The organism is Aquamicrobium sp. YD-1-mutant5 (assembly GCF_059509755.1).
The window spans coordinates 432,699-452,346 of sequence record NZ_JCAKKP010000004.1 but is presented as its reverse complement, the minus strand read 5'-3'; the positions used below and the strand labels follow the sequence as shown (position 1 = coordinate 452,346).

The 19,648-nt window shown below is 62.4% G+C and carries 21 protein-coding genes and 1 pseudogene; 11 read left to right on the top strand and 11 right to left on the bottom strand.

The window, feature by feature from the left end; genetic code table 11:
- Positions 1-62 precede the first annotated feature (62 nt).
- From AC5XE7_RS09805 to AC5XE7_RS09780, 6 genes are all read right to left on the bottom strand, one after another.
- Complete coding sequence (locus tag AC5XE7_RS09805) at positions 63-1,391, bottom strand: ABC transporter substrate-binding protein (protein WP_239800439.1); 1,329 nt, start codon at positions 1,389-1,391, stop codon at positions 63-65.
- 44 nt (positions 1,392-1,435) lie between these two features.
- Positions 1,436-2,512 carry a branched-chain amino acid ABC transporter permease gene (locus tag AC5XE7_RS09800; RefSeq protein WP_183827011.1) on the bottom strand — a complete coding sequence of 359 codons (1,077 nt, stop codon included), beginning with the start codon at positions 2,510-2,512 and terminating at the stop codon, positions 1,436-1,438.
- 4 nt (positions 2,513-2,516) lie between these two features.
- Complete coding sequence (locus AC5XE7_RS09795) at positions 2,517-3,491, bottom strand: branched-chain amino acid ABC transporter permease (protein ID WP_183827008.1); 975 nt, start codon at positions 3,489-3,491, stop codon at positions 2,517-2,519.
- A gap of 57 nt (positions 3,492-3,548) precedes the next feature.
- Positions 3,549-4,340 (bottom strand): ABC transporter ATP-binding protein, encoded by a 792-nt coding sequence (locus AC5XE7_RS09790; protein ID WP_183827005.1) that lies wholly within the window; start codon positions 4,338-4,340, stop codon positions 3,549-3,551.
- Positions 4,337-6,286, bottom strand: coding sequence for an AMP-dependent synthetase/ligase (locus AC5XE7_RS09785; RefSeq protein ID WP_246374504.1), 1,950 nt, complete (start codon positions 6,284-6,286; stop codon positions 4,337-4,339). The genes AC5XE7_RS09790 and AC5XE7_RS09785 overlap by 4 nt, the downstream gene beginning before the upstream one ends.
- Before the next feature lie 320 nt (positions 6,287-6,606).
- Positions 6,607-7,281 carry a Crp/Fnr family transcriptional regulator gene (locus AC5XE7_RS09780; RefSeq protein WP_239800437.1) on the bottom strand — a complete coding sequence of 225 codons (675 nt, stop codon included), beginning with the start codon at positions 7,279-7,281 and terminating at the stop codon, positions 6,607-6,609.
- 152 nt (positions 7,282-7,433) lie between these two features.
- On the opposite strand from AC5XE7_RS09780, the gene AC5XE7_RS09775 reads away from it, so the two are divergent.
- The 4 genes from AC5XE7_RS09775 (at position 7,434) to argB (ending at position 10,859) form a co-directional block, all read left to right on the top strand.
- Entirely contained in the window at positions 7,434-7,715 is a 282-nt protein-coding gene (locus AC5XE7_RS09775) for a DUF2218 domain-containing protein (RefSeq protein WP_280199349.1), read from the top strand.
- A gap of 11 nt (positions 7,716-7,726) precedes the next feature.
- Positions 7,727-8,287: a TetR/AcrR family transcriptional regulator gene (locus AC5XE7_RS09770; protein WP_495365850.1), complete on the top strand. Its 561-nt coding sequence runs from the start codon at positions 7,727-7,729 to the stop codon at positions 8,285-8,287.
- Positions 8,288-8,370: 83 nt separating this feature from the next.
- Positions 8,371-9,873, top strand: a complete 1,503-nt coding sequence (locus tag AC5XE7_RS09765; RefSeq protein ID WP_495365849.1) for an MFS transporter — start codon at positions 8,371-8,373, stop codon at positions 9,871-9,873.
- A gap of 92 nt (positions 9,874-9,965) precedes the next feature.
- A complete protein-coding gene (gene argB / locus AC5XE7_RS09760) occupies positions 9,966-10,859 on the top strand; it encodes an acetylglutamate kinase (protein WP_183826990.1) in 894 nt (297 codons plus the stop codon).
- A gap of 71 nt (positions 10,860-10,930) precedes the next feature.
- Here argB and AC5XE7_RS09755 read toward each other — a convergent pair whose 3' ends face one another.
- Positions 10,931-11,698 (bottom strand): GGDEF domain-containing protein, encoded by a 768-nt coding sequence (locus AC5XE7_RS09755; RefSeq protein WP_495365848.1) that lies wholly within the window; start codon positions 11,696-11,698, stop codon positions 10,931-10,933.
- Between the two features lie 159 nt (positions 11,699-11,857).
- Between AC5XE7_RS09755 and AC5XE7_RS09750 the strand changes: the two genes are divergently transcribed.
- Complete coding sequence (locus tag AC5XE7_RS09750; protein WP_239800433.1) at positions 11,858-12,562, top strand: pyrimidine 5'-nucleotidase; 705 nt, start codon at positions 11,858-11,860, stop codon at positions 12,560-12,562.
- Positions 12,549-12,884, top strand: a pseudogene (locus tag AC5XE7_RS09745) (DUF817 family protein); the annotation flags it as partial. The gene AC5XE7_RS09750 and the pseudogene AC5XE7_RS09745, both read left to right, overlap by 14 nt.
- Positions 12,885-12,944: 60 nt before the next feature.
- Here the strand turns inward: AC5XE7_RS09745 and AC5XE7_RS09740 are convergent.
- Positions 12,945-13,784, bottom strand: coding sequence for an LOG family protein (locus tag AC5XE7_RS09740; RefSeq protein WP_183831351.1), 840 nt, complete (start codon positions 13,782-13,784; stop codon positions 12,945-12,947).
- A 133-nt stretch (positions 13,785-13,917) separates the two neighbouring features.
- Here AC5XE7_RS09740 and dapD point away from each other — a divergent pair, with 133 nt between their 5' ends.
- The 5 genes from dapD to AC5XE7_RS09715 all read left to right on the top strand — a co-directional run bounded on the left by dapD (position 13,918) and on the right by AC5XE7_RS09715 (position 17,402).
- Positions 13,918-14,772, top strand: a complete 855-nt coding sequence (gene dapD / locus AC5XE7_RS09735) for a 2,3,4,5-tetrahydropyridine-2,6-dicarboxylate N-succinyltransferase (protein ID WP_495365847.1) — start codon at positions 13,918-13,920, stop codon at positions 14,770-14,772.
- Positions 14,773-14,828: 56 nt separating this feature from the next.
- The gene (locus AC5XE7_RS09730) at positions 14,829-15,125 is read left to right on the top strand and encodes a DUF4282 domain-containing protein (protein ID WP_239800430.1); all 297 of its coding nucleotides are present in this window, start codon (positions 14,829-14,831) and stop codon (positions 15,123-15,125) included.
- 73 nt (positions 15,126-15,198) lie between these two features.
- Entirely contained in the window at positions 15,199-15,570 is a 372-nt protein-coding gene (locus tag AC5XE7_RS09725) for a DUF805 domain-containing protein (protein WP_239800429.1), read from the top strand.
- A gap of 39 nt (positions 15,571-15,609) precedes the next feature.
- A complete protein-coding gene (gene dapE, locus AC5XE7_RS09720; protein WP_495365846.1) occupies positions 15,610-16,803 on the top strand; it encodes a succinyl-diaminopimelate desuccinylase in 1,194 nt (397 codons plus the stop codon).
- Positions 16,804-16,808: 5 nt separating this feature from the next.
- Positions 16,809-17,402, top strand: a complete 594-nt coding sequence (locus AC5XE7_RS09715) for a transporter (protein ID WP_495365845.1) — start codon at positions 16,809-16,811, stop codon at positions 17,400-17,402.
- Between the two features lie 31 nt (positions 17,403-17,433).
- Here the strand turns inward: AC5XE7_RS09715 and truA are convergent, their stop codons facing one another.
- The 3 genes from truA to fmt are packed head-to-tail and all read right to left on the bottom strand — an operon-like array spanning position 17,434 to position 19,647.
- The gene (gene truA, locus AC5XE7_RS09710; RefSeq protein WP_495365844.1) at positions 17,434-18,186 is read right to left on the bottom strand and encodes a tRNA pseudouridine(38-40) synthase TruA; all 753 of its coding nucleotides are present in this window, start codon (positions 18,184-18,186) and stop codon (positions 17,434-17,436) included.
- Positions 18,187-18,196: 10 nt separating this feature from the next.
- On the bottom strand, positions 18,197-18,706 hold the full coding sequence (locus AC5XE7_RS09705; protein ID WP_495365890.1) for a GNAT family N-acetyltransferase: 510 nt from the start codon (positions 18,704-18,706) through the stop codon (positions 18,197-18,199).
- Between the two features lie 5 nt (positions 18,707-18,711).
- Positions 18,712-19,647 (bottom strand): methionyl-tRNA formyltransferase, encoded by a 936-nt coding sequence (gene fmt, locus AC5XE7_RS09700; RefSeq protein WP_495365843.1) that lies wholly within the window; start codon positions 19,645-19,647, stop codon positions 18,712-18,714.
- Position 19,648 lies beyond the last annotated feature (1 nt).

The window sequence follows — 19,648 nt, the reverse complement described above, 5'->3', positions numbered from 1 at the left end:
GCTCCGGATTGGGGCCCTTCCCCCGGCTGGCGGGGGAAGGGAAGCTGGCGAAAGCGTGAGCCTTACGAGGCGTCGCAGGCCTCGGTGCGCTCAGGCCATGGCGCATTCTTCTCGGCGTAGGACTTCGCATCCTCGTCGAGCAGCGGAATGACCTTGTCGCTCATCGGCGCGATGTAATCGGTCACCTTCTCGAATGCGGTGCCGTTCCAGCTCTGCACGAAGTTGGACTGATGGCCGTTGTGGTCGTTGCAGGAGAGCTTCAGCGGCTGGGTGAAGCCTTCAAGGCCGATCTCCTTGAGGCGCGCCTCGTCGATGTTGAGGTTCTCCAGACCACGGCGTACGTCCTCGCCGGTCACCACCTTGTTGCCCGTGACCTCCTGCGCGGTACGGATAGCCTCGGCGATCAGCATGGAGTTGTAGACACCGCGGTTGTACAGCACCTGCCCGACCTTGGCCTTGTCCGAGACCTGGCTCTTGCCCGCATCGACGACATATTTCTGGATGTCCTGGATAAGCGGGAAATCCGTGCCGGCGGCATGCCAGTTCAGCGTCTTGAAGCCCTTGGCGCCATCGCCGGCACCGCGCACGTCATCCTCGCCCGGCCACCACACGGAGATGAACTTCTCCATCGGGAAGTTGGTCTTCACCGCTTCCTTGACAGCAGTGGAGTTGAGCGCGCCCCAGCCGAACAGGATCATGTAGTCGGGCCGGTCGCGGCGCACGCTCAGCCACTGCGACGACTGGTTCTGCATGTCGGCGGCAGCCACCGGATAGAGCTTGGCCTCGAAGCCGAGTTCCTTCGACAGCTGTTCGATGAGCGGCAGCGGCTCGCGCCCGAAGCTGGCGTCGAGATAGATGTACCCGATCTTCTTGCCCTTGAGCTTGTCGACGCCGCCGCCTTCCTGATCGGCGATGTAGTTCAGGATCTGCGTGAAGCCGTCCCAGTAGGTCGCCGGCGGGTTGAAGATCCACGGGAAGACGTCGCCCTTGGCCGAGGCCGACAGGCCATAAGCCATGGACAGCACCGGGATCTTGTCGACACCGGCCTTCTGGATCAGCGGCAGCGTGATGCCGGTCGACCACGGATTGACCATGACCGGCTTTTTCGGCTTCACAGCCTCGTAGCATTCGAGGCCCTTCTTGGTGTCATAGCCGGTCTCGCATTCCTCGATCACCAGCTTGACGCCGCCGATGCCGCCATCACGCTCGTTGAGCATGGTGAGATAGTCGTGCATGCCGTCGGCGATCGGCGCGCCCGAGCCGGCGAAGGCTCCGGTGCGATAGGTGAACAGCGGCACGTAGATCGAATCTTCTGCGTTGGCCGCCTCGATGGCCGGCATCGCCAGCATCGATGCGGCTGAAAGTGCCAGTATCATTTTTTTCAGTGACATTTTCATTCTCCTCCGGTTTCCACTCCCACCACGTGCACCGCCCCTCAGTAAGGGAACGGCCACACGCGAAGCTTCTGTTTTGTTATCTGCCAGAGCCGGGCCAGTCCGTGCGGCTCGACGATGAGGAAGAAGATGATGAGCCCGCCGACGATCAGATAGGTCAGGTGCTCGACAGTGGCCGCAGCCACCGGCAACCCCAGCGATTCCGGCAGCGCGCGGATGACGATCGGCAATATGTGGATCAGCGCAGCGCCCATGAAGGAGCCGATCAGGGAGCCCAGACCACCGATGATGACCATGAACAGCAGCAGGAACGACAGCTTGATGTCGAATGCGGATGGCTCCGCAGCACTCAGCCACAGGAACACCATCAGCGCCCCCGCCACGCCGCAGTAGAAGGACGAGACGGCGAAGGCGAGCAGCTTGGCGGGCAGCAGACGGATGCCCATGAGCTGTGCGGCAATGTCCATGTCGCGCACGGCCATCCATGTGCGCCCGATGCGTCCATGGACGATGTTGGAGGCAATCAGCGTCATCACCACCACGACGCCCAGCACCACGTAATAGCGGTTGACCGGCGTGGCCATCGGCCCGGTGATGGCGATGCCGAACAGGGTGCGGCCCGACACCTCGATGGCGCCCGACGGGTTGTAATTGTAGAGCCAGGCCACGCGCACGAAGCACCATTGCAGGAAGAATTGCGCGGCAAGCGTGGCGACGGCGAGATAGAACCCCTTGATGCGCAGCGACGGCAGGCCGAACAGCACGCCGATGCCGGCCGAAAAGAAGCCCGAGCACAGGATCCACACCAGAATGTTCACCTGCGGAAACAGCGTGGAAAGCTTGTAGGTGGCATAGGCGCCCACGCCCATGAAGCCGGCCGTGCCGAGCGACAAAAGCCCCGTATAGCCGACGAGGATGTTCAGCCCGATGGCTCCGAGGGACAGGATCAGGAACGGGATCATCACCGAAGCGAGCAGGAACTCGCTGCCGAACATGGGGATCAGGACAAAGGCGATGGCCATGATGATGGCGAGGCCGTAGCGGTCCTGAAGGATCGGGAAGACTGCGGAGTCTGCCGCGTAGCTTTGCTTGAACTGGCCGGTTTCGCGATAGAACATCGTGTCAGATCCGTTCGATTATCTTGTCGCCGAACAGGCCCTGCGGCCGGTACAGCAGGAACACCAGGGCGATCACATAGGCGAGCCAGCTCTCGATGCCGCCGCCGAGCAGCGGGCCCCAGTAGAACTCGCCGAGCTTCTCGCCGATGCCGATGATGAGCCCGCCGACGATGGCGCCGGGCACCGAGGTGAAACCGCCGAGCACGAGAACCGGCAGCGCCTTCAGCGCCACGATCTCCAGCGCGAAGGAGACGTCCGAGCGCGCCCCCCACATGATGCCGGTCACCAGCGCGACAAGGCCGGCAGCGAACCACACGATCACCCAGATCTGGTTGAGCGAAATGCCGACCGAAAGCGCTGCCTTGTGGCTGTCGGCGACGGCACGCAAGGCACGGCCGATGCGCGTTTTCTGGAAGAACAGCGCCAGTCCCACGATCATCAGCGAGGCGATGACGGCGGCGGCGATGTCGATCTTCTGCAGGCTCACCAGACCGCCCAGCATCTCGATATCGACGGAACCGCTGGGCAGGAACAATTCATTGGCGATCATCTGCTTGGGGTCGCCGCCGAACACGATCTCGCCGAAGCCTATCAGCACATAGGTGATGCCGAAGGTAGCCATGAACAGGATGATGTCCGGCTGGTTGACCAGCGGGCGCAGCACCACGCGCTCGACCAGCATGGCCAGCACCAGCATGACGCCGGCCGCCAGAAGCAGCGCGAGGAAGGCGGCGGCGTGGCCGGAAAAGCCCCATGAGGAGAATTTCGCGTAGAAGCCGACAAGGGTAAGTGCGGAAAACACCACCATGATGCCCTGCGCGAAATTGAAGACGCCGGATGCCTTGAAGATCAGCACGAAGCCCAGCGCGATCAGCGCATAGAGCACACCCGAGACCAGCCCCTCCCACAGGGTCTGCACGAGCAGATCGGGCATCTGCACCATCTGCACGAACGGGTCGATGAATATATTGTAGAGCATCGATCCTCCCTGATCGACGACAGCGCCGTCACGAACGGCGTGGCGTATCCTCGCGTTTCAGTGTCCGACGCCCAGATAGGCGTCGATGACCTTCGGATCCGCCTTCACCTCCTCAGGCGTTCCGTCTGCAATCTTGTGTCCGTATTCCAGAACCACCACCCGGTCGGACAGATCCATGACCACGCCGATGTCGTGCTCGATAAGGGCGATGGTGGTGCCGAAATGCCGGTTGAGATCGAGGATGTAGCGGCACATGTCCTCCTTCTCCTCCATGTTCATGCCGGCCATCGGCTCGTCGAGCAGCAGCAGTTCCGGCTCCATGGCGAGCGCCCGGCCAAGCTCCACGCGCTTCTGCAAACCGTAGGGCAGCTTGCCCACCGGCGTCTTGCGGATCGCCTCGATCTGCAGGAAGTCGATGATGTCCTCGACATGGCGGCGATGGTCGATCTCCTCGCGCATCGCCGGGCCGAAGCGCAGCATCTGCCAGAACAGGCCGCGATGCATGCGCAGCGTGCGCCCGACCATGATGTTGTCAAGCGTCGACATGCCGCGAAACAGCGCGACGTTCTGGAAGGTGCGGGCAATGCCCTGGCTGGCGGCCTGATAGGGGCGCATGCGCGAACGGGTCTGGCCCTTGTAGGTGATGCGGCCCTGCTGCGGATGATAGAAGCCGTTGATCACGTTGAGCATCGAGGTCTTGCCGGCGCCGTTGGGACCGATGATGGCGCGGATTTCACCTTTGCGAATATCGAACGAGACATCGGTGATCGCCTTGACGCCACCAAAGGCGAGCGACACGCCGTCCACGGCAAGCAGGGTTTCCCCCTTGGCGTTGGTGGTGCTGCTCATGCCGCGGCCTCCAGCGTGCCGGTTTCGACGGTCGCGGCATCGGCAATCTTCACCCGCGCCGAGATCACGCCCTTGCGGCCGTCCTCGAAGGTCACTTCCGTCGAGATGTCGGCGGCTTCGGCGCCGTTGTAGAGCGCATCGACCAGCGGCTTGTAGCGCTCGGCGATGAAGCCGCGCCGCACCTTCTGGGTGCGCGTCATCTCGCCGTCGTCGGCGTCCAGCTCCTTGTGCAGAATGAGGAAACGGCGGATCTGGGCGGCGGCCATGCGCGGCTCGGTGGCCAGCGAGCGGTTCACCTCCTCCACATGTCCCGCGCAGATGGCGTAGACCTCGGGGCGCTGCGCCAGCTCCTGATAGGAGGCATAGGGAATGTTGTTGCGCTCGGCCCAGTTGCCCACCGCCGTCAGGTCGATGTTGAGCATGCAGGTGACGAAGTCGCTGTCCTGCCCGAAAGCCACGGCTTCCTTGATGTTCGGGAAGAACTTCAGCTTGTTCTCGATGTATTTCGGCGCGAACATCGCGCCAGAGCGCAGACGCCCCACATCCTTGGCGCGGTCGATGATGGTGAGATGGCCGTCCTCGTCGAAGAAGCCGGCATCGCCGGTGCGCACATAGCCGTCCTCGGTCACGGTTTCGGCAGTGCGCTCATCGTCCTTGTAATAGCCGATGAACTGGCCGGGCGAACGATACAGAACCTCGCCATCCTCGTTGATGCGGATTTCCACATTCGGCGTCGCCGGTCCCACCGTGCCGACGCGGATATGGCCGTCCGGATGGGCGGTCACATAGAGGAAGGCTTCGGTCTGGCCGTAAAGCTGCTTCAGATTGATGCCGAGCGAGCGGTAGAAGGAAAAGAGGTCGGGACCGATCGCCTCGCCTGCCGTGTAGGCCACGCGGATGCGGGAAAAGCCGAGCACGTTCTTCAGCGGCGCATAGACCAGCAGATTGCCGAGCCCGTAACCGAGGCGTGCGGTAAACGGCACTTTTTCGCCATCGAGAATCTTCTCGCCCCAGCGCCGGGCAAAACCGATGAAATAGTTGAACATGCGCCGCTTCAGCGCGCCGGCATCTTCCATGCGGATGGTGACGCGGGTCAGCAGCGCCTCGAACACGCGCGGCGGTGCGAAGTAGAAGCTCGGCCCGATCTCCTGAAGGTTCGTTTCCACCGTCTCGCGGCTTTCAGGACAGGCGACACAGAAACCCGACACCAGCGACTGCGCATAGTTGAGATAGTGGTCGCCCACCCAGGCCAGCGGCAGGTAGGCCAGAACCTCGTCGCGATCCGTGAGCTTGTCGAACGTCACCGTATCGCGCGCGGCAGCGATGGAGCGGCCGGCCGACAGGAGCACGCCCTTGGAACGCCCGGTGGTGCCGGAGGTGTAGAGAATGATGGAGATGTCATCGGCGCTGCCGCGATCGCGCTCGGCATCGATGGCAGCGGCAAACTGCGCATCGGAGGCCAGCAGCTTCCGTCCCTTTTCGATGATGTCGGCAACGGCGTGAAGGCGGCTGTGATCATAATCGCGCAGCCCGCGCGGCTCGTCATAGAGCACGACGCGCAGCTTCGGCACCTGCTCCTGGATCGTCAGGATCTTGTCGACCTGCTCCTGGTCCTGCACCACGGCGAAGCCGACTTCGGCATGGTCGAGGACATAGGCCATCTCGTCTGCAACGGCATCGGCATAGACCGGCACCGGAATGGCGCCCAGCCACTGGGCTGCAAGGATGGTCCAGTACATGGCCGGCCGGTTCTCGCCGATCACGGCAACCGTCGCTCCGCGCTCAAGACCGAGATTGCGCAGTCCCGCCGCATAGGCGCGGATGGCTTCGGCCATTTCGCGCCATGTCCATGTGTGCCAGATACCCAGATCCTTGTGACGCATCGCCGGGCGGTCAGGCCGCACACGAGCGTGCTCGCACAAGAGCTTGGCAAACGTATCGGGCATTGGCATCTCACTCCCTGGTGCCAAGGCAACTCCTCCTGATGTCCTGCCGGACCGCCCTTCAGCCTGATGAGTGCATGAAGGACGTTCCAGCACTTTGACGAAGCAACGGACGAAACCGAAAAGCGGCTCCTCCTTCGACCCGATGCCTTGTCGCGGGTGCTGATCCCGACTGTTGAACAGAGCTTGCAAGCACAGACGCAGTTTTTCAACTGCCGCCTTGACAGACAGAACGCATTGTTGAATGTATTCTAACGGAGATATGTGTGACTTTTGCGGCTCCGATGAACAAGCTGGTCACATAACTCCTTGAAGGCGATGGATTATTCGCCGTAGAAGCGCAGCTCTTCCAGCTTCAGTATCGTTACCGTGCCGCCCTCGCTGCGCAGCAGGCCGGCTTTTTCCAGTTCCTGCAAAACACGGTTGGCGACCGGTCGCGACACGCCCGCCAGCAGGCCGATTTCTTCCTGGCTGATCTCGATCTGCGTGCCCATGAAGGGGCTGATCACCGGGTTGAACAGCGACGCCAGACTGCGCGCCACACGGCCAGCCGAATCAAGTGTGCGGTCATGCTCGACCTGCGCGATGAACTGGCCGAGCCGCTCGTTGATGAGGCGCACCAGAAGCCGGTCGAAGGCGACGCTGTTCTCGTACAGCCAGAAAAAGGTGGCCCGATTGAGCAGGGCAAGTTGCGTGCGGCGGAGTGCCAGAACGTCATACTGGCGCGGCTCGTCCTTGAGCAGGGAGCCCTCCCCGAACCAGCAGCTCGGCGGCAGGCCGGCATAGGTCACGGCCTTGCCGGAGGTGGTGATCGAACCCAGCCGAAGAAGGCCGCTGACGACGCCGATCCAGTTGTCGATGCGGTCGCCGCGATGAATGAAATAGCGGCCTGATTCGATGGCGCGAAAGGTGATGCCGCGCCGTGCCCGCTCCTGCTCGTCGGGCGGCAGTTCACGCGCCCAGAACACCGACGTCAGAAATTGCTCCTCGCTGATCATTCACGCTCCCGACCGTTATGCAGAACATGTGCGTATCACGGCCCCGCGGCAATAGTCACCTTGGCCGAAAGTCATTGAAGCATGTGCAAAATGCATTACGTACGTATGGAATGAAAATCTGAGTTTGCCGATCAAAATAAGAAAGGTTCACCATGCCGGTATCCAGCGCAATCGTCGCCACTGAGAATGGCAGCCGCTACCTGCAGCAATTGTGCAAGCACTGGTCCCATCGCTTCGAGGTGAATTTCGATCCGCAGCAAGGACGTATCAAATTCGCCGAGGGTGAAGTTATCACGCTGACCGCCAGCCCCGACAAACTGGATGTCCGGATCGAAGCCGACGATGCAGAGCGCCTGCCCGAGCTCAACCGGGTGGTGGAAGCCCATATCGTGCGCTACGCCTTCCGCGAGACGCTCGAATTCAACTGGTCCTGACGGGATCTGCCATGTCCCGCCGCAAGAAAATCGATCGTGACAGGCTGCTCGACCTCGCCGAGGCCATCGTTCGCGAGCGCGGTGCCGCAGCGCTGACCGTGGCGGCCCTTGCCCGCGCAGCGGGCATCACCAATGGCGGTGTTCAATACAGCTTCGCCACCAAGGAGCATCTCCTCGCCGCCATGTATGATCGCTGGAGCGAGGACTACGACGCGCAGGTGGCCGCCATGACCGGCGGCAGCACCGACCATGCCACCATACTACGCGCCCAGATAAAGATCATCCAGCAGGAGGAATACGATCAGGCCTCCCTTGATCGCTCTGCCGTCATGATGGCGGTTCTCATGCAGTCACCCGAGCAGATGGAACGCTATCGCAGGGAATGTACTGCGCGCCTCGATGGTCTCGATTTTGCCCGCGAAGATCACCGACGCCTGCTTACGGCACTGATGGCAGTGGAAGGCGCATTCATGATGCGCGGCTTTGGATTTATGACCTTCACCGATGCAGCCTGGAAGGGACTGGAGAACGAAATCGACAGCATGCTGACAAATTTACAAAAGGATGCCTGATTTCCGCCAGATTCGGAATGGATTCAGGCGTCTTATAAATACATACGTATTGAATTATTCAAACCGACGCTTCAGGTGTTCCTATGTCTTCCAGGTGGATCGTGCTGGCTATCGTCTCCAGTGCGCTTTTTATGATCAGCATCGACATGACGGTGTTGCACACGGCGCTGCCGCGCGTGGTGCATGATCTCGACGCGACGAATTCCCAGAAACTGTGGATGATCAACGCCTATTCGCTGGTGATGGCAGGACTACTGCCGGGCTTCGGCACGCTCGGCGACCGCATCGGCCATCGCCGCGTCTTCATGTGGGGGCTGGTGGTGTTCGGCGCGGCCTCGCTGATGGCTGCCTTCGCACCGACCGCCGGGCTGCTGATCGCGGCGCGTTCCCTGCTCGCCATCGGCGCGGCAATGATGATGCCAGCGACGATCTCCCTGCTGCGCCTTACCTTTCAGGAGGACAGCGAACGCGCCATCGCCATCGGCATATGGGGCTCGATCGCCTCGGGTGCCGCGGCCATCGGTCCGCTGATCGGCGGCGCATTGCTTGGCTGGTTCTGGTGGGGATCGGTGTTTCTCATCAACGTGCCGGTGGTGCTGGTCGCGCTGGTGCTGGCCCGCCGCTATGTGCCGGATTACCCCGGCGACCCGGAACGCCACTGGGATCTGTGGACCTCGGCGCTGGTGACCGTCGCGCTGGTCGGCCTGATCTATGGGCTGAAGGAAGCCATGAAGCCCGACGCCGATTTTGTGCAGGCGCTCGCCGCTGCCGGCATAGGCCTGCTGTTCGGCTGGCTGTTCTGCCGGCGCCAGCTTGGGCTGCCTTCCCCGCTGATCGACTTCACGCTGTTTCGCAACCGGCGCTTTGCCGCCGGCACCGCGGCCGCGCTCATCGCCAGCCTTGCGCTGATGGGCGTGGAATTCGTGTTCAGCCAGCAATTGCAGCTCTCACGCGGTTATTCGCCTTTGCAGGCAGGCCTGTTCCTGCTGCCGATCGCTGTTGCCGCCATCGTGGCCGGCCCCCTCGCCGGGTCCGTGCTCATGCGGGTCGGCATGGAGCGCATGCTGGCCGCAACCATGTCCATGACGGCGCTGGGCCTGTTGCTTCTGGCCTTGTCGGCAGACGCCCCCTTCCTGTGGCAGGCGGCGGTGCTGGCCCTGCTGGGGCTCGGCGCCGGCGGTGCCATGTCGGCGGCCTCCACCGCCATCATGATCAACGCCCCGGAGAACCGCGCCGGCATGGCAGGCTCCGTCGAATCGGTTGCCTATGAGCTGGGGGGCACGCTGGGGGTCGCCATACTTGGCAGCCTGGTGGCGGCGATTTACAGCCTCACGCTGACGACCCCTGCGGAGATCGCGCCGGGTTCGCTCGTGCGCGACAGCATCGATCAGGCGCTGCTTGCAGCCGAAACCTTGCCGACGGACGCCGCTGCACGGCTGACGGATGCGGCCCGCGCCGCCTTCGACACGGGCGCGCTGGTGGCCTATGGGCTGGCAGCGGCGCTGGTCGCAGCCCTTGCACTGGGCATTGCCCTGATGGCGCGCCGGCAGGGCGAGGAGGCCGCTCCGTCCTCGGGCAAAGCCTGAGAAAACGGCAGCGATCGCCGTTCATGACATTTGCCCGCGCCCCGGTTTCCAGCTAAGACGCGCCGACCCTTCAAGCCATGGGAACTGGACGAATGACGGAACCGGACGCCAACGCCGAAATGCAGGCAGCGCTTCTTTCGCGGGCGCTGCCTTACATGCAGCGCTACGAAAACAAGACCGTGGTGGTGAAATATGGCGGCCATGCCATGGGCAACATCGAGCTCGGCCGCGCCTTCGCCCGCGACATCGCCCTGCTCAAGCAGTCGGGCGTCAACCCGATCGTCGTGCATGGCGGCGGTCCGCAGATCGGCTCCATGCTGGAGCGCATGGGCATCGAATCCAAATTCGAGGGGGGCCTGCGCGTCACCGACCAGAAGACGGTCGAGATCGTCGAGATGGTTCTGGCCGGCTCGATCAACAAGGAGATCGTCGCCCTCATCAACGCCGAAGGCGAATGGGCCATCGGCCTGTGCGGCAAGGACGGCAACATGGTATTCGCCCAGAAGGCGCGCAAGACCGTGAAGGATCCCGATTCCAACATCGAGCGCGTACTGGATCTGGGCTTTGTCGGCGAGCCGGTGGAAGTCGACCGCACCCTGCTCGACCTTCTGGCCCGCTCGGAAATGATCCCGGTGATCGCCCCGGTCGCGCCCGGCCGTGACGGCCACACCTACAACATCAACGCCGATACCTTCGCCGGCGCCATCGCGGGCGCGCTCAACGCCACCCGCCTTCTGTTCCTGACCGACGTGCCCGGCGTGCTCGACAAGGACAAGAAGCTGATCGACGAACTGACCGTGTCACAGGCACGCAAGCTGATCGCCGACGGCACCATTTCCGGCGGCATGATCCCCAAGGTGGAAACCTGCATCGAGGCGATCGAGCGTGGCGTGGAAGGCGTGGTCATCCTCAATGGCAAGACAGCCCATTCCGTGTTGCTCGAACTGTTCACAGAACATGGCGCGGGCACGCTGATCGTGCCCTGACAGCTTTTTTGGGAAACGCCACCGGAATTGTTTCAGGTGGCGTTTTTTCTTTCAGGCACCATGCGGTGCTTTCAGGCCGCCTCGGTGTCCTTCTTGTCGGAGCCGAAGATCACCAGATTGCGGCCCCGGTTCTTGGCTTCGTAGAGCCGCCGGTCTGCCGCGCGCATCATTTCCGAAACGCTTGCACCCGGCACGCAGACGGTGCCTCCGATGGAGACGGTGAGCGGAATGATCCGGTCGCCTTCGACGCGGAAGCGAATCATCTCCACCTGCTGGCGAATACGCTCGGCAACGCGGGTTGCTTCTTCAGCGTTCGCCCCCACGAGAAAAGCCGCGAATTCTTCGCCGCCGATGCGGCCAAGCACGTCGCCGCTGCGCACGCCGCCGCGCAGGGCAGCCACGATCTGGAGCAGCGCCTCATCGCCGGCCAGATGGCCGAACCGGTCGTTGACCGACTTGAAATGGTCGGCATCGATGATCAGCAGGGCGCCGGAGTCGGTCTTCCGGCGCGAGCGCTCCAGAACGCCGAAGAAGCTTTCGCGGTTGAGCATGCCGGTCATGTCATCATGGCGCGCCTTCTCCGCCAGACGCCGATGCGCCGCGGCAAGCTGGGCATGTGCGCGCGACAGATCGCGATGGGCCGCCTGAAGCTTCTCGTTCTGCCAGAACATGTGGGCACTCGCCGGCCAGGCGATGACGAGAGGACACACGATGCACATCAAAAGGCCCAGGCTGCCGACGGTGGCGTCGAAAAACGACAGCACCAGCGCGGCAACAAGGACGGAGCCGCCCGCCGAGGCGACCGCTACGCAAAAGCCCTTGAAGATTACACGACGCATACCCACCCCTCGATTGCCGGTCTTATGGCAACAAGTTCTGAACTTCAGATTTCCAAGCTGGCAAAAATTTGCCCCACCAGTTCGTGTATGGACTTCATCGTGCCTGAACGGTTGATGAATATACACCCAGCAATTGGATTTTATGCCATAAGGCCGATCATGACACAGATTCCAGACGCTTCCAGATTTGCCCACGTCACCGACTGGGTGTTCGACCTCGACAACACGCTCTATCCGCACCACACCAATCTGTTCTCGCAGATCGATGTGCGGATGACATCCTATGTATCGGAACTGCTGACATTGTCGCGCGAAGACGCGCGTGTGCTTCAGAAGGAACTCTACCGGGAACACGGCACCACGCTCAACGGGCTGATGAAGCGCTACAACATCGATCCCGACGACTTCCTCATGAAGGTCCACGACATCGACTATTCGTGGCTCGTGCCGGATCCGGTTCTGGGCGCAGCCATCCATCAGTTGCCGGGCCGCCGCTTCATCTTCACCAACGGAGACCGCACGCATGCGGAGCGCGCCGCGCGCCAGCTCGGCATTCTTGACCATTTCGACGACATATTCGACATCATCGCCGCCGACCTGACCCCCAAGCCGGATGTCAGGACCTACGAGAAATTTACCTCGCTGCACTCCGTGATCGGCGACAATGCCGTGATGTTCGAGGACATCGCCCGCAATCTGGCCGTGCCGAAGCAGATGGGCATGACCACGGTTCTCGTCGTGCCCAACAATTTCGAGCCGACCTTCTCCGAAATATGGGAAAGCGACCCGGATCACGAAGACGACGTCGACTATGTCACCGATGATCTGGCCGGCTTTCTGGAAAAAATAATTGCAGCCAGATAGGCATTTCACGGGTCTTGAGAAACGCATCGACGCGGCGGCGCATCGCTTCCTCGCCGGCCTGCCGCGTCATCGCATCAGCGACGCACTCGTTGAATTTCTCGTGTTCGGGCTGAAACAGGCCTGGGCCTGCCTTTTCGGCGGTGCGATGCTGGGATTGCTGATCCTGACCCGCTGGCTGTGGCCCGACGGGGATACCGGGCTCGTCACCCGCTACGATTTCCTGTTCCTGTCCGCCATCCTCATCCAGCTCGCGATGCTGATCTTCAGGCTCGAAGCATGGGAAGAGGCCAAGGTCATTCTCATCTTCCACGTCGTTGGCACGTTGCGGAAGACCGGCGGGAGAGCCCCGCCGTCGCCGATATGAAGGAAATGACGTAAGGCCTCAAAGCCTGTAGAATTTCCTGATGATCTCCCAGGCTTCGTCGGCCGTATCCACGAAATCGATGATGTCCTGATCGCCGGGGCTGATCGTGCCCTGCTCGGCGAGGAATTCGAGGTCGATGGCTTTGTGCCAGAAGTCCTTGCCGAAGAGGATGACCGGCACACGCTCCATGCGGCCGGTCTGGATCAGCGTCAGGGTCTCGAAGAATTCGTCCATGGTTCCAAAGCCGCCGGGGAAGACCGCGACGGCCTTTGCCCGCATGACGAAATGCATCTTGCGGATCGCGAAGTAGTGGAAGTTGAAGCACAGCTCCGGCGTCACATAGGGATTTGGCGCCTGCTCATGCGGCAGAACGATGTTGAGCCCGATCGAAGGCGCGCCGACATCGTCGGCGCCGCGGTTGCCGGCTTCCATCACGCCCGGCCCGCCGCCCGTCACCACCACGAATTCGCGATAGTAGGTGGCCGCCGAATGCTGCGAGCACAGGCGCGCGAACTTGCGGGCCTCGTCATAATAGACACTGTTGAGTTCGAGATTGCGCTTCTGCGTCTCGTTCTTGGCCGCCCATGCCTCGCCGCCCGGTTCAGGCAGGCGCGCGCCGCCGAAGAGAATCACCGTCGAGCGGATGCCGCGCTCGGCCAGAATCATTTCAGGCTTGAGCAGTTCGAGCTGAAGACGCACCGGCCGCAGTTCGCGCCGCGTCATGAAATCCTCGTCGTCCCAGGCAAGACGATAGGTCGCCGCGCGGGTCTGGGGCGTATCCGGGACGCTGCGCATCCGTTCCAGATCCTCGTCTGAGTGCGGCAGAGGCGTCCAGCCTGTCTTTTCTTCTGGATTCATCATCCGATTTCCCAAAATGCCGGCAGTTTCTGAGCACCACCGCAATTGACCCTCTTCATACCTTCAAATAGGGTCCGCCCGGCTTTCCAACCGGTTAAGAACAACCCCTTCAAAGCGCGTGCAGGAGCAATAGATGCCGAAGCCCGATCTGGCAAACCTCGAAAAGACCATAGATCAGGCTTTTGAAGATCGCGAAAGCATATCGATCTCGACACGCGGCGAGGTTCGAGACGCGGTGGAAACAGCGCTGCGCCTTCTCGATAGCGGCGATGCGCGTGTCGCCGAAAAGCAGACCGACGGCTCCTGGCACGTCAATCAATGGCTCAAAAAGGCCGTGCTGCTTTCCTTCCGCCTCAACCCGATGGAGATCGTCAGAGGCGGTCCGGGCGAATCGACATGGTGGGACAAGGTTCCCTCCAAGTTCGACGGCTGGGGCGCGATCGATTTCGAGAAGGCAGGCTTCCGCGCCGTGCCCAACTGCGTGGTGCGCCGCTCCGCCTATGTGGCGCCCGGCGTCATTTTGATGCCGTCCTTCGTCAATCTCGGCGCCTATGTCGACGCCGGCACCATGGTGGACACATGGGCGACAGTCGGCTCCTGCGCGCAGATCGGCAGGAATGTGCATCTTTCGGGCGGCGTCGGCATTGGCGGCGTGCTGGAGCCGATGCAGGCAGGCCCCACCATCATCGAGGACAACTGCTTCATCGGCGCGCGTTCGGAAGTGGTCGAGGGCTGCATTGTGCGCGAAGGTTCCGTGCTCGGCATGGGCGTGTTCATCGGCAAGTCGACGAAGATCGTCGACCGCGCCACCGGCGAGGTGTTCTATGGCGAAGTTCCGCCCTATTCGGTGGTCGTGGCCGGCACGATGCCGGGCAAGCCGCTGCCCAATGGCGAGCCGGGTCCGGGCCTTTACTGCGCGGTGATCGTCAAGCGCGTCGATGAGAAGACCCGTTCGAAGACCTCGATCAACGAACTGCTGCGCGACTGACACAGGGCTTTGCCCTCCAAATTCTGGTATTATTTGCACATCATCAGGAGATAAAAATGCAGTTCAGCGACCTTTTCGGGTTTGAAAAGCTGGTGACGACCACCGTCATCAAGATTGTTTACTGGATCGGCATCGTCGTCGGCATTCTGAGCGGCCTTGGCGGCTTTCTCTTCGCATTGTTCAACGGCATGTTGTTCCAGGGTCTGATGTATCTGGTCACGGCCGTGCTCGGGCTGCTGATGTGGCGCGTGCTGTGCGAGCTCTACATCGTCATCTTCGGCATGTATGATCGTCTCGGCCAGATCCGCGACAGCCTTGCCCGTCGCAGCGGCGATCCTCAGCAGCGCATCTGATACCTCAAAACCTCGGACGGTATCCGGACCCTGTGGAGGGGAAACCCCTCCACCAGCCACAGAATGGTAGGCAGTGCCTGAAAAACAGAAATTCATCTGGCTCTTCTTCAGCGTCTCCGGGCGTGTCGGCCGGGCTGCCTTTTTTCTCGGCGGGTTGCTGGTTGCGGTTGTGCAGGCTTTTCCGCTCTACCGCTTCCTGCTCTCTCCGGAAGGCTCTCCCGAAAGCGTGATGTGGTCCATGCTGGCTCTCATCGCCTTTGTTGCCTCTCTCTGGTCCAATATAGCGCTTGCGGTGAAGCGGCTGCACGACCTCGACAAGCCGGGCCTCGCGGCCCTCATTCTGTTCGTGCCGGTGATATCGCTCGTGGTCTTTCTGGTGCTGTGCCTGTTTCCGGGCCAGCCCGGTCCCAACCGATATGGCCGATATCCGGACTCGCCTGCCTGATCATTCCACTTCGGTATAAAATACATTATGGCTGGCGCCATGAAGCTTCCTGTCGATCCCGCTGAAAATCTCGCCGCCCTGCTTCGCTGCCCCTCCGTCACCCCGGCGGAAGGCGGAGCGCTGGCCGCACTTCAGGAAATGCTGGAGCCACTCGGCTTCACCGTGGAACGGCCGGTGTTTTCCGAAAGCGCCACGCCCGACATTGAAAATCTTTATGCCAGCCAGACCGGCGAAGGGCCCCACCTGATGTTTGCGGGGCACACCGACGTCGTGCCCGTCGGCGATGAGAGCGCATGGTCGCATCCGCCCTTTGCCGCCCATATCGCCAATGGCGAGATGTATGGGCGCGGCGCCGTCGACATGAAGGGCGGCATCGCCTGTTTCATCGCCGCGCTCGCGCGCTCCATCGCAGATGGAAATGCGCCGAGCGGCAAGGTCTCGCTGCTGATCACCGGAGACGAGGAAGGCCCCGCCATCAACGGCACCGTCAAGCTGCTGCAATGGGCTGCCGCAAAAGGCGAGACATGGGATGCCTGTATCGTCGGCGAGCCGACGAACCCCGACCGGCTGGGCGATATGATCAAAGTCGGCCGGCGGGGCTCCCTGTCGGCGACGCTGACCGTTCTGGGACGGCAGGGCCATGCCGCCTATCCGCATCTTGCCGACAATCCGGTGCGCGGGCTGATGACGCTTGTCGATGCATTGCTGTCCCCCGAATTCGACACCGGCACCGAACGCTTCCAGTCCACCAATCTGGAAGTCACCTCGGTCGATGTCGGGAACGCGGCGACCAACGTCATCCCCCAGCGCGCGACGGCTGCCTTCAACGTGCGCTTCAACGATAACTGGAGCGTCGAAAGCCTGCAGGCGGAAATCCACAATCGCCTCGATGCAGCCAGCCGCCGCCGCAAATATCGCAAGGGCCGCAAGGAACCCGTCGAGTTCGAGCTGGTGTGGCGCGACAATCCAAGCCATGTCTTTCTCACTCATGACGAGAAGCTGATCGGCACGCTTGCCCGCTCGGTCGAGAGCGTCACTGCAAACCGCCCTGCCCTGTCTACCTCCGGCGGCACCTCGGATGCGCGCTTCATCAAGGATTACTGCCCGGTCGTCGAATTTGGCCTTGTCGGGCAGACCATGCATATGGTCGATGAGCGGGTGCCGCTGGCCGATCTGGAAACGCTGACGCGCATATACAGGCAGTTCATCGGAAACTGGTTCGGAGAGCACTGAAGATCATGCTGCCGGCAGACGAAATTCAGAGATCGCTTGCCGGTGCCTGGCGCCTCATGAGGGGCAAGCCGGATGGGTTGCGGCTGCTCGACCTGTCGGCGGAAGGGTTCTGGAACTCTTTTCAGGCTCTGCTGGTTGCCGCTCCGGCCCTGATCATCGGCTGGGTTGCAGTGGCAAACGACATTGCCGACCCGCTTTCCGTTTCAGCCCGTTTTTCAATGGCGATACGATTGGCCATGGTCGACCTGGGAAGCTGGGTCCTGCCTCTGGTGGGCCTGGCTCTGGTGGCGCCTTATGCCGGCATCGGCAACCGCTTCGTGCACTATGTGGTGGCCAGCAACTGGGCGTCGGCCATCATCGCATGGCTGCAGCTGCCCGGCACTCTTCTGAAGCTTTTCATGCCTCGTGCGGTCGATACGCTCATGCTGGCAGCGTTGCTGCTGTTCATCATCGCCATGGTGTTGAGCTGGCGGATGACCAACGCCGCCATTGGCAAGGGAGCTGCGGTCGGCTCCGCTGTATTTGCGGGCATGTTCGTTGCCTCGCTGATCGTCATATTCACCCTTCAGGCATTGCTGGGCATCGAGATACCGACCTGAATCCGGTCGCTGCCCGGGCTTTGCCTGACTTTCAGCTTTCAGGATAATCGACGCCGATCAGATAAAGCCCGTCGGCCGGCGCCACCTGCCCGCAGGCAGCGCGATTTTTCGCCTCCAGCGCCGCCCTGAGGTCGGCGGCCGTCCAGCCGCCATCGCCGACGCGCTTAAGCGAACCGACCATGGAACGCACCTGATTGTGCAGGAAGGAGCGGGCGGAGGCCCGTATCTCTATCTCGTCGCCGAGACGCGTAACGTCCAGCCGGTCGAGCGTGCGAACGGGGCTGTTGGCCTGACATTGCACGGATCGGAAGGTGGTGAAGTCGTGCCTGCCGAGAAGCTCTCTGGCGGCCTCGTGCATGGCATCCGTGTCGAGCAGTTTCGGCACCCACCACACCTTGCCCTTCTCCAGCGCGGGCGGGGCGCGGCGGTTCGAGATGCGATAGAGATAATGCCGCCCGAGCGCGGAAAAGCGCGCGTCGAAATCGTCGCTTACCATCTGCGCCCGCAGAATGGCCACCCGCTCACCAGCCTGCTGCAGATGCGCATTGAGCGCATCGCGCACCGTATCCGCCCGCCGCTCCTTCGTCAGGTCGACATGCGCGACCTGCGCGGTGGCATGAACGCCGGCATCGGTACGGCCAGCACCGCCGATCGACACCTTTTCGCCGCTGAGCCTGAAGATCGCCTCTTCTATCGCCTGCTGCACCGAAGGGTGATCGGCCTGCCGCTGCCAGCCGGCATAGGGCCTGCCGTCATATTCGAGATCGAGACGATAGCGTGGCATGGCGATGCCCTCAGCCGGCCGCTTCGGCGCCGAAGGCAGGCGCATAGACAAGCCGGCCTTCAAATGGGGCATCGCCCCATGCCAGCGCCATCAGCTCCGCGCACTGGAACACGCTGTCGAAAGCGGCCGCGCGCGTGTGGCTGTAGCCGAAGCGCCGGTAATAGGCGGGATCACCGAGCACCACGGCAAGCGTTTCGCCGCGTCCCTGCAAAAGCCTGTGCGCTTCTTCGACCAGAGCGCTGCCGATGCCGGCTTTCCGGAATTCCGGCAGGACGGCCAGCGGCGCGAGCGCCACGCCGCTGATGTCCTGAGCCGCGCCCCTGACCTTCAGACGCGTGAACAGAACATGGCCGACGATCCGCCCATCCTGTTCTGCGATCAGTTCAAGCACATCATCACCGGCGGCAACGAGGGCCTCGACCAGATCGGCTTCGTCATCGCGGCCGAATGCCCTTGCCTCGACAATACGAATGGCTGCCCGATCTTCGGGAACGGCCGGGCGAACCGTGATGGGGCGGATCATGCTCATGAGAGCCTGGTTCCGACGTCCAGCCGCGCCCCACGCAGGAATTCGCCGGCGGAAACGGCGCGCGAGCCCGCCCGCTGCACTTCGGCAAGCCGCACCGCGCCGGTGCCGCAGGCGATGGCGAGCGCATCGTCGAGCACGGTGCCCGGCTCGCCTGCTCCCTCAGCCAGCGTCGAGCGCAACAGCTTCAGCCGTTCCGGCCTGCCGCCCGCTCCGAACTCGCACCAGCTTCCCGGAAACGGCGACAGGCCACGAATGTGGTTGTGGACCTCAGGTGCCGGGCGGCTCCAGTCGATCCGGGTTTCGGCCTTGTCGATTTTTCTGGCGTAGAGCGCGCCTTCCTCAGGTTGCGGCACGAAGCCGAGCGTGCCGGCTTCAAGCTTCGCCAGCGCCTCCACCATCAGTTCCGCACTGACCGGCATCATCGCATCGTGCAGTTCACCGCCGGTCATGTCCGCGCCGATGGCAACCTTGCGGGTCAGGGCGACGGGGCCCGTATCCAGCCCCTCCTCCATGCGCATGACCATGACGCCGGTTTCGGTGTCACCTGCCATGATGGCACGCTGGATGGGGGCGGCGCCGCGCCAACGCGGCAGAAGCGAGGCGTGGCCGTTGAGGCAGCCGAAGCGCGGCGCTTCCAGAATGGCGCGCGGCAGAAGCAGGCCATAGGCGACGACGACCGACACATCGGCATTCAGTGCGCGAAAGGCGTCCTGCTCATCTGCGGACTTGAGCGAAAGCGGCGTGAAAACGGGAATGCCGAGCCTTTCGGCTTCGCGCTGGACTGGCGAAGGCGTGAGTTCCAGCCCGCGCCGACCCGCCGCGCGCGGCGGCTGGGTATAGACGGCGACGATCTGGTGGCCTGCTTCGGCAACAGCGCGGAGCGTGGGCACCGAAAACTCCGGCGTGCCCATGAAGACGACGCGCAAAGCCATG